We start from the raw sequence: 14194 nt of genomic DNA, 5'->3' as shown, positions 1-14194 counted from the left end.
TTCTCGCTGATCCTCAGCAAGGCGTATTCCTCTATGCGGATGAGGCTGGACGCGGAGCCGGATACTGGAATGGCCGGAGCGCCGTGACGGTGAGGGCGGGAGATTCATTAATCCCGGCCCAACTGCCGGGCCCGCTGGACCTATGGGCTGGCGGCGCGCCGAAGACAATCCATATCGAGAATCCATATCCAGGTGGAACTATTTTGACCATTTCAACGCTGGACAGCCACGAGGCCGCCCCGCCTATGCTGGACGTTCTGGCTAACGGCGCAACGGTAGCCAGCGTTCAGACCGAAAAAGGCCGGGGCCTTCCGGACTCCCTGTGGGAAAGCGAAGGCAAATCGGCGGAGTACACGGTGGAACTCCCCGCCATGGGAAGCGGTAGAGTTATTGCCATCCGCTCTGTAACCGGCTCCTGGATAGCGCTGGATAGCGTTAACATCCGGCCCATGCCTGAGGCGTGGGAAGTATGGCGGCACATCCCCCAATATTGGGCCAAATGGATTTTGGCGGTTTCCCTGATGGCGCTGGCGCTCTACATTCTGCCGGTGGCTGGAAGGGAGTTGCAAAAATCCCCAATTATAAAAAAAGCGTTTTTCGGTGTGGCCATGGCGCTTTCAACGCTTGCCCTGGCCGAGGGAATGGCGGCCATTTTCTTCCATTACACGAAAGACAGGTTTTCGTTCTACGATTTCTCCAGTTACCTGTTGGACGGGAAAACCGCCACCCGCCTGGCTAAAAGTTACGACAGGCAGTTGGGCTGGCGCCCGCTTTATCAAACCCCGTTCGGTGAGCGGCCCCGGCCCGTGGAGTACCCCACAGGTTTCATGGCCACATTCGGCGACTCCTTCACCCATTGCGACCAGGTGGACGATGATGAGACTTGGGAGACCTACCTTGCGGCCAGGCTCAACAAAAACGTTTATAACTTCGGCGTGGGCGGGTACGGCACCGACCAGGCTTATCTGGCGTTCAAACGGCACTGGCCGAAGGTGAAAACCAAAGTGGCCGCGCTGTGCCTTGTGCCGGAGAACATAAGCCGGGTGGCCAACGTGTACCGCAAGTTCTACTATCCGGCCACCAAAGGCGCCATGGCAAAGCCACGTTTCATTATGGAAGACGGGAAGCTTAAGCTAATCCCAAACCCGGTGGAAAACGCGGGGGAGATAAAGAAACTGGGCGACCCGGCGTTCCTTGAGAAGATAGGGCGGAACGATTTCTGGTACATCTACAACCAGCGGGATTATCCGGTTTTCGGGTTCCCTTACCTGAAGATTTTCCTGAACAAGCGGTTCTGGCTGGAGGTTTACTATCTGAAAGGCAATAAACAGATAGACGACATGATAGCCCGCCCGGCCCATCTGCAAGACATCTGGCGCTCCAGAGAAGTGGATGTGCTTTTCGGGATATTCGACGCTTTCGTGGCCGACGCCCGCGCCATGGGGGTCGAGCCGGTGATAGCCGTTCTGCCCACAAAAGACGAGGCGGAATATTATTGGGCGGAAAAGCGGGGAAGCTTCCCCGTTGAAAAAATCACTGCGTATTGCGGGGAAAAGGGGTATCGCGTTTTCAACGGCGTGGAAGGCATGGCGCGAAACGCGCGTAACCAGGACGATATAGACTCGTATTTCATAGGCCACGCGTCGCCGCTGGGGAACCGGCTGGTGGCGGAGGCGTTTTACGAATATTTAAAGAACGCGGGGTTGGTTACGCCCGGCTAAAACTGGCCGCCGCGCCGCAACAGCTCCTCGAACTCCTCGGCTGGCATGGGTTTGGCGAAATAGTAACCCTGTATGGTGTCGCAACGGTGCTCTTTTAAAAAATTGAGCTGTTCTTCCGTCTCCACCCCTTCGGCCACCACTTTCATCCCCATGCTGTGCGCCATGGAGATTATGGCCAGCGATATGGCCACGGCGTTCTTGTCTTCCGGCACGTCGTGGATGAAAGACTTGTCTATCTTCAGCTGGTTCAACGGCAATTTTTTAAGCTGGCTAAGGCTGGAATAGCCGGTGCCGAAATCGTCCATAGACACGCCTATGCCCATTTGCGTGGCCCGGTTCATTATGTCTATGGCGTGGTTAATGTTGCTCATCACCGCGCTTTCGGTTATCTCAAACTCCAGCATTTTCGGCGGCAGGGCCGTCTCTTCCAAAATGGCGCGGGTAGAGTCTAAAAATTCCCTTTGGTCCAGCTGGCGGGCGGAAATGTTGACAGAGACCACCAAGCTGTCCCACCCCATGTCCATCCATCGCCGGGTCCTGTCGCAGGTGGCGCGCATGACCCATTCACCGATTCGGATTATAAGGCCCGTCTCCTCGGCCACGGGGATAAACTCCATGGGTGACACAGGCTTGGATCCGGCTGGCGTCCACCGCAGAAGCGCTTCGGCCCCGATGAGTTTTCTTGTGATCACGTCCACCTTCGGCTGATAGAAAACCCGCATCTCGTCCCGGTCCAGCGCCTTTCGAAGGCTGTTCTCCAGCCCCAGCCTGCGCACCACCTTCTCGTTCATGGATGGTGTAAAGAGTTGGAAATTGTTCTTGCCCCGCTCCTTGGCGCGGTACATGGCGGTGTCTGCGTTTTTCAGCAGGGTTTCGGCGTCTTCCCCGTCCGCCGGATATATGGTGACGCCTATGGAGGCTCCGGCGTAAAGCTCATGCCCACGGATGTACATGGGCTCTGAAACGGTTTGTATTATGCGCCGGGCAACATTCAGCGGCGCCTCTTCGCTTTCTATCTCCTCCAAAAGGATAACGAACTCGTCCCCGCCGATCCTGGCGATGGTGTCTTCCTCCCGGGCGCACAAGGCGAAGCGGGAGGCTATGTTCTGGAGCAAAATATCCCCCACAGCGTGGCCCAGGCTGTCGTTGATGTTCTTGAAGTTGTCCAGGTCTATGAACAAAACCGCCAGCTTGCGTTCGTGCCGGTGGGCATGGGCCATGGCCACAGCCAGCCGGTCGTGGAACAGCGTCCGGTTCGGCAGGCCCGTAAGGGCGTCGTGGTTGGCCTGGTATTTTATGCGCTCCTGCGACCGTTTAAGCTCGGTGATATCGTAGAAAACCGCGGCGTACTGGGTGGTGCGCCCCATCTTGTCCTTGATGGAGGTTATGGTGAGCCATTCCGGGTAAGGCTCCCCATCCTTGCGGCGGTTCCATATCTCCCCCTGCCATTTGCCTTCCCGGGTGAGGGTTTTCCACATATCCTCGTAGAAGTCTTTTGAGTGCCTGTCGGACCGCAGGATCTTAGGCTGATGGCCGATGGCCTCCTCCGGCACATACCCGGTGATGGATGTGAACGCCGGATTGACGAACTGTATTATTCCCGTGTCGCTGGTGACCATCACCCCCTCGGCGGCGTTCTCGAAAACTTTCGTGGCCAGCACCAGCCGCTCTTCGTATTTTTTCCATTCGGTGATGTCATGCACGGTGCCGATCATGCGGGTTGGAGCGCCAGCGGCGTCCCGGAACACCTGCCCTTCTTCCCGGACATGGCGTATTTCCCCGCCGGGCCGCGTCACCCGGTGTTCCACGAAATAGTAGCCAGTGGGGTCGGCCAGCGCTTTTTCAACTTCATTTTGCACCACATGCCGGTCTTCCGGGTGGACGTAGCTTACGAACGCCTCGTAATTGGCGCCGAACTCCTGGGGCTCCAGGCCGAATATCCTGTATATCTCGTCCGACCAGAACAGGGTGTTGGCGCTTATGTCCCAGTCCCAATTGCCGATGTGGGTTATTTTCTGGGCGATGGCCAGACTCTCCTCGCTCCGGCGGAGGGCCTCCTCCACCGCCCGCCGCCCGGCGTTCTCGCGCATCAAGCGATCGTTTATCTCCATCACCTCGGCGGACCGCTCCTGCGTCAGGTCTTCAAGCTGGTTTTTGCGCCGTTCCAGTTCCAGCTCATATTCTTTCCATTGGGTGATGTCTTGCGCCTCGAAAAGCAGGCTTGCGGGCGCGCCGTTGGGGTCTATCACCATTGATACCCCAAGGATCACCCAGATTGTGGAGCCGCTCTTGTGGGTGAAACGTTTCTCCAGCTGGTAGCTTTCCAGATGGCCCCCAACTATTTTCCTTATGAAATTGAGGTGGGCTGGAAGGTCGTCCGGATGGGTGAATTCCTGGAAAAGCCTTCCGGCCAGTTCCTGGCGGGTATAACCCAGCATCCAGCAGAAGGAATTATTGACCTGTATGAATTCGCCGTTGAGCGATACCAGGGCTTTGCCCATGGTGGAGTTTTCAAAGGATGTCCGGAACTTCCGCTCGCTTTCAGCCAGCGCCCGTTCGGCTTCTTTCCTTACGGTTGCGTCCCGGAAGATGCCCTGGGCTACCTTCTCACCGCCTATCTCAACGATTGTGGCGGTGATGTCCACCGGAAGCCTGCGGCCGTCTTTGCGCAATATCGAGCCGTCGTGGTAATAGACAAAACCGGTTTGCGCCATCTCCTTAAAACTGTTCTTGGCGTGTTCCAGGGTTTCCGGAGGATGGATGTCCGTAAAATGGAGCTTCTCGATCTCACGGGAGGTATAGCCCAGCATCTGGCAGGCTTTCTTGTTGGCCCCCTTTAATTTCCCCTCCATGTCCGCAAGCAAGATGGCGTCCGAGGCGTTCTCCAGGAGGATCCGGTATTTGTCGTTCTTTCTCCCTTTGGGGGCGGATGGCGCCTTGGGAGCCGTTTTCCTGGCGGGCGCGGATTTCGCCGCGCGGGCGGGAGCTTTTTTCCCGGCGGCCGGGCGGCCGGGTTTCCCGCTGGTTGCGGCCTTTTGACCGGCTTTTTTCAACGCGCTATTTGCCCGTGTGGGTGACTTTTTCATTACTGGAACAATGATGCCTGGACCAACCTGAATACCAGCATAGTTTATCACCAGCCTGTATCATCTAATAGCGGTTTTAAACCGCCCTGCTCCGCAGTTTCACCTTTTCATGGCGCGCTGGATTTCCCGTTTCGCGTCCCGCTCCTTGATGTCCTCGCGGCGGTCATGGAGCTTTTTGCCCTTGCCCAGCCCCAACTCCATCTTGGCCATGCCGTTCTTGAAATATATTTTCAGAGGGATTAGCGTAAGCCCTTTTTCCCGGGTATCGGCGTGCAGTTTCTCGATCTGCTTGCGGCGCAGGAGCAACTTGCGGGTGCGCGTGGGGTCGTAAGGGTCGAAGGTGTTGATATTCCGGTAGGGTTGTATGTTCATCCCTATAATCCACGCCTCGCCGTTCATGATGCGGGCGTAGGCGTCGCCAATGTTCACCTTTCCCTCGCGGATCGATTTTATTTCCGACCCCAAAAGGACTATGCCCGCCTCGAAAGACTCCAGTATGTGGTATTCATGCCGGGCCTGGCGGTTTTGAATATTGGGTAGGCCTGGCTTGTTTTCCTTGCCCCCCTTGTGGCCTTTTCCTGCGGCCATGGGGTCAATCCTTTTTCTCCCTGATACCGGTCTTGCCGAACCGGCCGGAAAGCTCGTTCAACACATCGTCAACGGTTACGTCTTTCAACGCCAGGGCGAGGATGGAGTGGAACCACAAGTCCGCCGTTTCATATATTATCTGCCCCCGGTCCCCGGTTTTTACGGCCAGGATAACCTCTATGGCCTCTTCGCCAACTTTCTCCAAAACCTTGTCTTCCCCTTTGGAGTAAAGCTTGGCGACGTAGGAGCTTTCAGGGTCGGCCTTTTTGCGCTCCTGGGCCACGGAGTAAATCTTCCTCAATATCTCTTCGCTCATTGTTCCCCCTCCAGCCGGACGCAAACGCCCCTCTCGCTCAGGTAACGTTTGGCCTCGCCTATGGTATGTTCACGGAAATGGAATATGGAGGCGGCCAGCGCCGCGTCCGCCTCGCCGTATGTAAGCCCTTCGTAAAGGTGCTCAAGAGTGCCCACCCCGCCAGAAGCTATCACCGGGATGGTGACTGCGCGGCTCACGGCGCGGGTCAACTCCAGGTCGTACCCCTCTTTGGAGCCGTCAGCGTCCATTGAGGTCAGCAGTATCTCACCGGCCCCCATCCGCTCCATCCGCACGGCCCATTCCACCGCGTCCAGCCCGGTGGGCGTCCTGCCGCCGTGGGTGAACACCTCCCATCCGCCTCCTTCTTTCCGCTTGGCGTCAATGGCCACCACGATGCATTGGCTTCCGAACCGTTCCGCCGCCTGGCGGACAAAATCCGGGTCTTTCACCGCCGCCGTGTTTATCCCCACCTTGTCGGCCCCGGCGCGCAACAGGTTGTGGATGTCCTCCTGAGTCCTCACCCCGCCGCCCACGGTGAGGGGCATGAACACCTGCTCGGCGGTGCGGGCCACCACGTCCAGAATAATGTTCCGCTCCTCGTGGGAGGCGGTGATGTCCAGAAACGTCAGCTCGTCGGCCCCTTGCCGGTCGTACATGGCGGCTATCTCCACCGGGTCGCCCGCGTCGCGCAGGTTTACGAATTGCACCCCTTTCACAACGCGGCCCCCTTTCACGTCCAGGCAGGGGATTATCCGTTTCTTTAGTGTCATTACCGTTTGGCGCCCGTTTGCGCGGCTTTCACAGCCTCGTGCAAATCCAGCGTCCCCTCGTAAATGGCCTTGCCGATTATCATGGCGGAAACGCCGAAAGGCGCCAGCTCCAGGATGGCTTTAACGTCGTCCATATTCGTCACCCCGCCTGAGGCCGTTACGGGAATGTCCACGGCCCCGGCGAATCTTTTCAGCCCTTCAATGTTGGCTCCGGCCATGGCCCCATCCCGCGAGATGTCTGTATAAATAACCCCGGCGGCGCCCATGGCGGCGAATTTTTCCGTAAGTTCCACCGGGTCCAGCGGGGCTGTTTCCAGCCAGCCTTTGGTTGCGGGTTTGCCGTCTTTCACGTCTATGCCCACCAGAATCCGGTCCGGGTACAGGTCGGCGGCGGCCAGCACCAGTTCCGGGTTTTCAATGGCGGCTGTGCCAAGGATAACCTGGCTTATGCCCAGGTCCAGATATTCGGTTACGGTTTCCACTGAACGGATTCCACCGCCTATCTCCACCGGGATGTCTATGGCGTCTATGATGGCCTTTATCGCCTCGCGGTTCACCGGATGGCCGGCCTTGGCGCCGTCCAGGTCCACCAGGTGGAGTGCATCGGCGCCCGTGTCGGCCCATTTTTTGGCGAACTGGGCGGGGTTGTCCGAATATACCGTTTTCCGGGCGAAATCCCCCTTGGTCAGGCGCACAACCTTCCCGTCCATAAGGTCTATGGCCGGCAGAATCCGCATTGTCCAATAACTCCCGCAAACACAAAACAATAATGATAGACCATCCGGCGTGGTTTCCGCCACATTCAAAGGGGGTTTTGTTAACGGGAAAAGGGGGAAATGGTGGGCCCACCAGGACTTGAACCTGGAACCTCCCGGTTATGAGCCGGAAGCTCTAACCAATTGAGCTATAGGCCCCCACGTTGATTCTACATGATTGAGGGGAAAGCCGGAGCCTTCCTGTGGAGATTATAAACCCGCCGGGTTTAGCTCTCCACGAAAGAGCGGAGCTTCTTGCTCCTGCTGGGGTGGCGCAGTTTGCGCAACGCCTTGGCTTCTATCTGGCGGATGCGTTCCCTGGTCACTTCAAAGTCCTGGCCAACCTCTTCGAGCGTGTGCTCGGAATCCATCCCGATGCCGAACCGCTTGCGGATAACCTTCTCCTCGCGGCTTCCCAGAGTGGAAAGGACCAAGGCCGTCTGGTCTTTTAGATCCGTGCGGATGACAGACTCTATGGGGCTTACCACCTTTTTGTCTTCGATGAAATCTCCCAGATGGCTGTCTTCCTCCTCGCCGATGGGAGTCTCCAGCGAGATGGGCTCCTTGGCTATCTTCAGCACCTTGCGCACCTTGTCCACCGGCATGTTCATCTTCTCGGCGATCTCTTCGGGAGTAGGTTCCCGGCCGATCTGCTGAACCAGCTGGCGCGACGTGCGGATGAGCTTGTTGATAGTCTCTATCATGTGCACCGGGATGCGGATGGTGCGCGCCTGGTCGGCGATGGCCCTGGTAATGGCCTGCCGTATCCACCATGTGGCGTAGGTGGAGAACTTGTAACCGCGCCGGTACTCAAACTTGTCCACAGCCTTCATAAGGCCGATGTTGCCTTCCTGGATAAGGTCCAGAAACTGCAAGCCCCGGTTGGTGTATTTTTTGGCGATGGAAACCACCAACCTCAGATTGGCCTCGGCCAGCTCTTTCTTTGCGCCCCGCTCCTTAATATGGCCCCGGCTGATGGCGTTGATGGTGGATTTTAACTCCTCCACGCTCATCTCCGCCTCGGCTTCCACTTTTTTCAGGTCTTTCCGGGCTTCTTTTATGGCCTGCTCCAGTTCCGCCTTACGTTCGGCTGAAACCGGTTTTTTGCGGGAGCCACCCTTGCGGACAACCTCCACCCGGCGGGGCTCCCTTAAACCCAGCCCCTCTTCGGCGTTGCGGATGGACCTTTCGCTGTCGGCGCATTTCCTGCCGAACCCGTTGATTTTATGGATTATGTCATCCATCCGGGAGGTTTCCAGCTTGATGTCCTTAATTATCTCGGCCACCTGTTTTCTAAGCTTGGCCTCTTCTTTGGCAAGCTTTTCCCGCTCTTTTACGGTATTTTTTTTCAGCCCAAGCTTGCGTTTTACTTCCACATGCTTGGCGCCAGCCACTTTAAGCTGGCGGGCCAGGTTCATCACCCTTTTCAGCTCCGCCTTCAGCTTTGCGCCGGAAGCGGCGGTTTCCTCGGCGGGCTCATCCCAGTTGACGAAACTTTGGAGGGAAATTTCCTCTTTCTTCACCTGGTCGGCCAGGCTGACGATCTCGTTTATGGTGATGGGGCAGTTGATGACAGCGTTGATCACCTCGTTCTGGCCCTCTTCGATGCGCTTGGCTATCTCCACCTCACCCTCGCGGGTGAGCAGGGAAATGGAACCCATCTCCTTGAGGTACATGCGGACGGGGTCTTCCGAGGAGGTGAAACCCTCCTCTACCTCGCCATTGCCCTCGGCGGGGCCAGCCCGGTCCAGAAAATCGGCCCCCGCTTTTTTTGCAGGCGCCCGTTCCTCTTCTTCAGCGGGCTCGACAATGTCTATGCCCAACTCATCGAAACGGCTCATTATGCCTTCTATCTGATCTGGCGCTATGGCCTCATCGGGTAACGAGTCGTTCAGTTCCTCGTATGTTAAAAAACCCTTCTCTTTGCCGCGGGCTATAAGCTTGTCCAGCGTAGCTATTTTAGAGGGCTTTGCCATCCGCCAATCTCCATCCAACCCAAAGAAACACGAATTGTTTAGCTTAAACCATTTTTCCTTATATCAAAATACTTTTTTTGAGCTTTTTGCGCGCTCTCCGTATCCCCGGTTTTTTCAGCCTCTTTGACCTTCTCCAGCTCCTGGCGCCGGTCCACACCTCGCCGCCTCATTCTGCCCATGCAATCCCGGGCCGAGTTTTCCGCTTCCTCCTCGTCTATCACGCCCCTGTCCGACGCCAGGGAGGTAATGGCCCGGCGAACCTCCTCGTCCTCCACATAATGGATGATGTCGGCGGAGGTATGGGCGCCTCTGTTTTTGGCGTCCAGCGCCGCCTCGAATATCTTCCGCAGGTCCGGGTCTGAAAACTCTTCCGGGGCCAGGTCTGCGGCTATCGTGTCCAGATATGATGGATTGGATATAAGCGCCGCCAGCAGGACCCGTTCCGCCCGGTGGGCGGCTAGCGGTTTTTGCCGTGATGCGCTTGCGCCGGTTTTAGGCCCGGCAGGTTTGGCCTCTCCATGTTCCTGGGCGGGTTTGGCGGCGGTTTTAAGAACCGCCTTCACGTCGGTCCCGGTCCGTTCCGCTAAAAGCTGGGCGTAATGGGCGCGTTCTATTTCGTCCTTTATCTTGCGGATGTGGGGGATTATTTCCCGGATCACGGCGAATTTGGATTCAGTGTCGGTGATGTCCACATCACTAATGGCCGTGTTTATCATGTACTCGTGGAAGGTGGGCGCCTTTGCCGCAAGGTTTAAAAAATCCTCCGCGCTCCGGTTGGCCAGAAATTCGTCCGGGTCTTTGTAGCCCTCCAGGGCAAGCACCCGCACCCGCAGGTCATGTTCCAGCAAAATGGGCCCGCTCCTTTTTGCGGCGGTCACTCCCGCCTTGTCCGAATCGAAAAGGGCGGTTACTTTGTCGCACACCCTCTTGATAAGCTCGGCGTGGCCGGGGGTAAGGGCCGTGCCCGCGCAGGCCACGCAGTTTTCCACCCCGGCCTTGTACAGGGCCAAAGCGTCCATATACCCTTCCACCACGAACAAAAACCCCTCCCGCCGTGCCGCCTCCCGGGCCAGATGGAACCCGTACAGGATCTTGCTCTTCTGATAGACCGGCGTTTCTGGGCTGTTGAGATATTTGGGCCCCTGAGCGGCATCTTCACCCAGCGTTCGACCGGCGAATCCTAACGGCCTTCCGCCGGGACTGCATATAGGGAATATAAGCCTTGCCCGGAACCGGTCGATAAATTCATTCCGTGCCGATTTGCGGGCCAGCCCGGCTTTTTCCAGGATTTGCGTGGAGAACCCCTGTTTTATCAAGCTTCTGGTGAGAGAGTCCCATTCGTCCGGCGCCACACCCAGCCGAAGTTTATTCACCATGGCGTGGTCCACCCCCCGTTTCTGGAGGTATTGGTTTACCGCCGCGCCAGGTTTCTCGTTCAGCAAACGCTGGTGATAGAACTCCGCCGCTGATTCCAGCGCCCGGTAAACGTCGTCCAGCTCACCCTCGCCGCCCCGTTTTTCCTTGGGGATGTCCACGCCATACCTGTCCGCGAGAATCCGCACCGCCTCGGGGAAAGTGACACCTTCTTTTTTCATTACGAATGTGATGGAGTTCCCCCCCTCGCCGCATCCGAAACAGTGGAAAATCTGTTTCGCCGGATTGACGTTGAACGAGGGGCTTTTCTCCTGGTGGAACGGGCATAGGGCGCGGTAGTTGGCGCCCGATTTTTTCAGCGGCAGGTAATGGGACACCACCTCCACTATCTCGGCGCGCCGACGCACCTCTTCTATGACGGACTCAGGTATGGTGGCCATCTGTGGTTATCCGGGGCTGGGCGGTCAGCCGCCCAGGGCTTCTTTTACCAGCCGGTTTACCATCGCCCCGTCGGCTTTCCCCTTGGTCTTGGGCATCAGCGCCTTCATCACCGCGCCCATGTCTTTTGGAGCCTGGGCGCCGGTTTCGGCTATGGCGGCCTTAACCAGCGCTTTCACCTCGTCCTCGGTCAACTGCGCGGGCATGTAGGACATCAGCACAACCACCTCGGCCTGCTCTTTTTCCACCAGGTCTTGCCGGCCGGCGGCGCCGAATTGCTCGATGGACTCTTTCCTTTGCTTTACCGCAGTGGCAATCACCTGGGCCACCTCTTCGTCGGAGAGGGGATGCCGCGCGTCTATTTCTTTATTCTTAATGGCGCTGTTTATCATCCTGATGGTGGAAAGCCTGGCGGCTTCCTTGGCCTTCATGGCCGTTTTCATGTCTTCAGCCAGTTTTTCCTTGATGGTCATGCCTTGCCTCCGTGACGGTTCAAATATACCTGATAAATCAAACAGGTCATTTTATCAGCATAACGGGGGTGGCTTGGCCAAAAAAGGGATTATGGGCGATTTTGAAGACTTAGGGCGATGGGAAAAGTTTTAGAACGACGATATCAGCCAGAGGGTGAAAGCGCCGTCTTCCACAATGGTGTTGCGGTTTATGCCGTACGCGGTGATCTGGGATTTCACCGTTAAATTGTCCGCGATGGCCAGGTCCGCCCCAAGGGTGGCGGCGTTTTCCACGGCGCTTACCCCTTCAAGCTTTCCACGATAGGCCCTGTATGCGGCGCTTAAGCCGTAATCTTTATTGCCTATGCGGGCGGCGGCGGCGTATCCATCGGTGATGTCTTTCAACGCGCGGGCTTCATCCTTGAACTGGCTGGAATTGGCGCTTGAGTTGATATACATCGCTTTTAAATTTAAGGTTACGTCACCAAAAAGGTTTCCCTGCATCTGGGCGTATGTGCCGTAGGAACTGGCCGAACCGGTTTTGCCGTACAGATCCGCCGCGCCTAAGGCGTATCCGGCGTTAACCGGGGTTTCGCCGAAGACGCCCATTTCAAGGTTCAACCCGTCCACTTTCGGGGCGTAAGCGAACCGGTACCACAGCGAGGCTCCGGTATCCACCGGGGCGGCTCCGGAAACGCTGTTATTTAGCAGGGTAAGGCTGGCGCTGAATTTCTCCCCGGCTACGAACCCGGAAAGCCCTTGGGCGGGCGTCCTGGTGTCGCCGATTTTATTGAAAGACTCCGATTCGGTCTGAACGCCGGGCTCGGTCTTGGATCGGTTTTTAGCCACCAGGCCTATTTCCGCAGGGGCCTTGTGAACCGACACCCCCGCCTTTATTTTCCCGGTGACGGGAGCCGAAGCGGTGATTTTAGAATCCGTCTTGCCATTAGAAAGCAGGCTGTTTTTCAAATCGGTCGCCGATGGCTGGGTGTGACAGCTGAAACAGGAAGCTCCGGGCTGGCGGGCATAGCTGGGCATAGCCTGCCCAGTAACGGGCAAGCCCAAGGCCAACACCGCAATACCTAACGCCGTAAAACCTGCCTTTTTCAACATGCGGCAAATAATATCATCAGGTAACCCTGTTGTCAATATACTAAAAATGTGAAGCATAGAACCGCGGTGTTAAAGTAACGCTTTAACTAATTCCGGAATTGGCGCTATTGCTGGCGGGATTTGGCCAAAAAACGTATAATCCACGAAACTTTACAGGTTGGCGCGCCTGATGCGAACTGCACGCAAATTATTATATCTGTTCTATAAATCCGTTCTGGATGTTTTGCCGTTAATAGGCGCCGTCCTTTTTTTCCAGCTATTTGTCTTGGGGGAGCCGTTATCAGGCCAGGGGCCGATGCTTTCCGGGCTGGGGTTAATGGCTGTGGGGCTGTTATTATTCAATATAGGGCTTAAGACCAGCATATTCCCCTTGGGCCAATCCATGGCCTATCTATTCGCCGAGCGGGGCAATATATGGTGGTTTTTGGCTTTTGCCGGGATCATAGGTTACACCACCGCCATAGCCGAGCCCACGCTTATATCCCTGGCGGGGAAAACCCAGGAGCTTTCCGATGGGCGATACACCGCATTTACCTTGCGGAACGTGGCGGCGCTGGGGGTGGCCTTGGGGGTTATGGCCGGGGTGTTGCGCATATTGCTGGGGCATCCCATCCATTATTATTACCTGGGGGGATACTCTTTAGCCGCCCTTCTTACGGCGCTGGCGCCGGAGTCTATTGTGGGGGTAGCTTATGATTTTGCGGGGGCGGCCATATCCACGGTTTCAGTGCCGTTCCTGGTGGCGGTGGGGGTGGGGCTGGCCAACTCCATCGGCGGCAGGAACCCGGCGATGGACGGGTTCGGGCTGGTGGGGTTCGCCTCCCTGGCGCCCATTATCACCATCATCCTTTACGGGATGATCATAGGATGACCGAGTTCGCCGCTAAGGCCTTCGAGAACGCGCTGACTGTTACGGTGTCCATGGCGCCGGTTACGGTGATGGTGCTTTTCTTCTATGGGGCGGTCCTGCGCCGTAAGATACACAACCCAAAAGTTATCGCCACAGGTTTTGTTTTTGTCCTGGCCGGAATCTGGCTGATCCTCACGGGGATGGACGCTGGGGTTTATTCCGCCGGAGAAACCATGGCCATGAAATTCGCGGACCCTTCCAACAGGCTCACGGCGCTTTTGTTTGCTTTCATCATAGGCTATTCCACAACCATGGCCGAGCCGTCGCTTATCGCCGTGTCGCACAAGGTGGAGGAGCTTTCCGGGTTGGGCCTGAAAGGTTTTGCGCTACGGAACGCCGTATCGCTGGGAGTGGGTTTCGGAATGGCGCTGGGCGTGACAAGGATTTTTTACGGCGGGCCGTTGTGGGTATATATCGTGTGCGGTTACGCCACGGTGGCCATTTTCACATTTACGGCCCCCAAGGAAATAGTGCCCCTGGCCTACGACGCGGGCGGGGTTACCACTTCCACGGTGACGGTTCCGGTGATATTCGCCATGGGCCTGGGCCTGGCGCAAGGGGTTCCGGGGCGGTCAATGATGCTCGACGGATTCGGGCTTATAGCCATGGCTTCGATGTTCCCTATCATGGCCCTGTTAGGCTACGCATCGTTCGTAAAACTTGTTTACTCAATCAAATAAGAGAGGGGGTGGAAA

Annotated in this window: 12 protein-coding genes and 1 tRNA gene; 3 read left to right on the top strand and 10 right to left on the bottom strand. The window is 56.9% G+C overall.

Annotated features, from left to right (window positions below; all coding sequences use genetic code 11):
- The first annotated feature begins 89 nt into the window (after nt 1-89).
- Nucleotides 90-1721, top strand: a complete 1632-nt coding sequence (locus tag HY751_07850) for an SGNH/GDSL hydrolase family protein (GenBank protein MBI4666304.1) — start codon at nt 90-92, stop codon at nt 1719-1721.
- Here the strand turns inward: HY751_07850 and HY751_07845 are convergent.
- The 10 genes from HY751_07845 to HY751_07800 form a co-directional block, all read right to left on the bottom strand.
- Nucleotides 1718-4774, bottom strand: coding sequence for a PAS domain S-box protein (locus HY751_07845; protein ID MBI4666303.1), 3057 nt, complete (start codon nt 4772-4774; stop codon nt 1718-1720). The two genes, HY751_07850 and HY751_07845, sit on opposite strands and share 4 nt — an antisense overlap.
- A 132-nt stretch (nt 4775-4906) precedes the next feature.
- A complete protein-coding gene (gene smpB, locus HY751_07840) occupies nt 4907-5395 on the bottom strand; it encodes an SsrA-binding protein SmpB (protein MBI4666302.1) in 489 nt (162 codons plus the stop codon).
- A gap of 4 nt (nt 5396-5399) precedes the next feature.
- Complete coding sequence (locus HY751_07835; GenBank protein ID MBI4666301.1) at nt 5400-5711, bottom strand: phosphoribosyl-ATP diphosphatase; 312 nt, start codon at nt 5709-5711, stop codon at nt 5400-5402.
- Nucleotides 5708-6481, bottom strand: a complete 774-nt coding sequence (gene hisF / locus HY751_07830) for an imidazole glycerol phosphate synthase subunit HisF (GenBank protein ID MBI4666300.1) — start codon at nt 6479-6481, stop codon at nt 5708-5710. Before hisF ends, HY751_07835 begins: the two co-directional genes overlap by 4 nt.
- Complete coding sequence (gene hisA / locus HY751_07825) at nt 6481-7218, bottom strand: 1-(5-phosphoribosyl)-5-[(5-phosphoribosylamino)methylideneamino]imidazole-4-carboxamide isomerase (GenBank protein ID MBI4666299.1); 738 nt, start codon at nt 7216-7218, stop codon at nt 6481-6483. Before hisA ends, hisF begins: the two co-directional genes overlap by 1 nt.
- A gap of 100 nt (nt 7219-7318) precedes the next feature.
- Nucleotides 7319-7395, bottom strand: a tRNA-Ile gene (locus HY751_07820).
- A gap of 68 nt (nt 7396-7463) precedes the next feature.
- Nucleotides 7464-9212, bottom strand: a complete 1749-nt coding sequence (rpoD, locus tag HY751_07815; protein ID MBI4666298.1) for an RNA polymerase sigma factor RpoD — start codon at nt 9210-9212, stop codon at nt 7464-7466.
- Between the two features lie 38 nt (nt 9213-9250).
- Entirely contained in the window at nt 9251-11026 is a 1776-nt protein-coding gene (locus HY751_07810) for a DNA primase (GenBank protein MBI4666297.1), read from the bottom strand.
- Between the two features lie 24 nt (nt 11027-11050).
- A complete protein-coding gene (locus HY751_07805; GenBank protein ID MBI4666296.1) occupies nt 11051-11497 on the bottom strand; it encodes a GatB/YqeY domain-containing protein in 447 nt (148 codons plus the stop codon).
- 129 nt (nt 11498-11626) lie between these two features.
- Entirely contained in the window at nt 11627-12514 is an 888-nt protein-coding gene (locus HY751_07800) for a hypothetical protein (protein ID MBI4666295.1), read from the bottom strand.
- A 244-nt stretch (nt 12515-12758) separates the two neighbouring features.
- Here HY751_07800 and HY751_07795 point away from each other — a divergent pair, with 244 nt between their 5' ends.
- Nucleotides 12759-13460 (top strand): DUF1538 domain-containing protein, encoded by a 702-nt coding sequence (locus HY751_07795; protein MBI4666294.1) that lies wholly within the window; start codon nt 12759-12761, stop codon nt 13458-13460.
- On the top strand, nt 13457-14179 hold the full coding sequence (locus HY751_07790; GenBank protein MBI4666293.1) for a DUF1538 domain-containing protein: 723 nt from the start codon (nt 13457-13459) through the stop codon (nt 14177-14179). Before HY751_07795 ends, HY751_07790 begins: the two co-directional genes overlap by 4 nt.
- The last annotated feature ends 15 nt before the right edge of the window (nt 14180-14194 follow it).

It is taken from the genome of Nitrospinota bacterium (genome assembly GCA_016208975.1).
In the GTDB taxonomy this organism is placed as follows: domain Bacteria; phylum Nitrospinota_A; class UBA7883; order UBA7883; family JACRLM01; genus JACQXA01.
Note: the sequence above shows the minus strand (reverse complement) of the source record. Positions and strands in the feature narration are given on the sequence as shown.

Bases quoted from the DNA above. Each gene is read 5' to 3' on its own strand.
- smpB (MBI4666302.1), bottom strand. From the start codon at position 5,395: ATGGCCGCAGGAAAAGGCCACAAGGGGGGCAAGGAAAACAAGCCAGGC.
- HY751_07835 (MBI4666301.1), bottom strand. From the start codon at position 5,711: ATGAGCGAAGAGATATTGAGGAAGATTTACTCCGTGGCCCAGGAGCGC.
- hisF (MBI4666300.1), bottom strand. From the start codon at position 6,481: ATGACACTAAAGAAACGGATAATCCCCTGCCTGGACGTGAAAGGGGGC.
- hisA (MBI4666299.1), bottom strand. From the start codon at position 7,218: ATGCGGATTCTGCCGGCCATAGACCTTATGGACGGGAAGGTTGTGCGC.
- rpoD (MBI4666298.1), bottom strand. From the start codon at position 9,212: ATGGCAAAGCCCTCTAAAATAGCTACGCTGGACAAGCTTATAGCCCGC.
- HY751_07810 (MBI4666297.1), bottom strand. From the start codon at position 11,026: ATGGCCACCATACCTGAGTCCGTCATAGAAGAGGTGCGTCGGCGCGCC.
- HY751_07805 (MBI4666296.1), bottom strand. From the start codon at position 11,497: ATGACCATCAAGGAAAAACTGGCTGAAGACATGAAAACGGCCATGAAG.
- HY751_07800 (MBI4666295.1), bottom strand. From the start codon at position 12,514: ATGCCCAGCTATGCCCGCCAGCCCGGAGCTTCCTGTTTCAGCTGTCAC.
- HY751_07795 (MBI4666294.1), top strand. From the start codon at position 12,759: ATGCGAACTGCACGCAAATTATTATATCTGTTCTATAAATCCGTTCTG.
- HY751_07790 (MBI4666293.1), top strand. From the start codon at position 13,457: ATGACCGAGTTCGCCGCTAAGGCCTTCGAGAACGCGCTGACTGTTACG.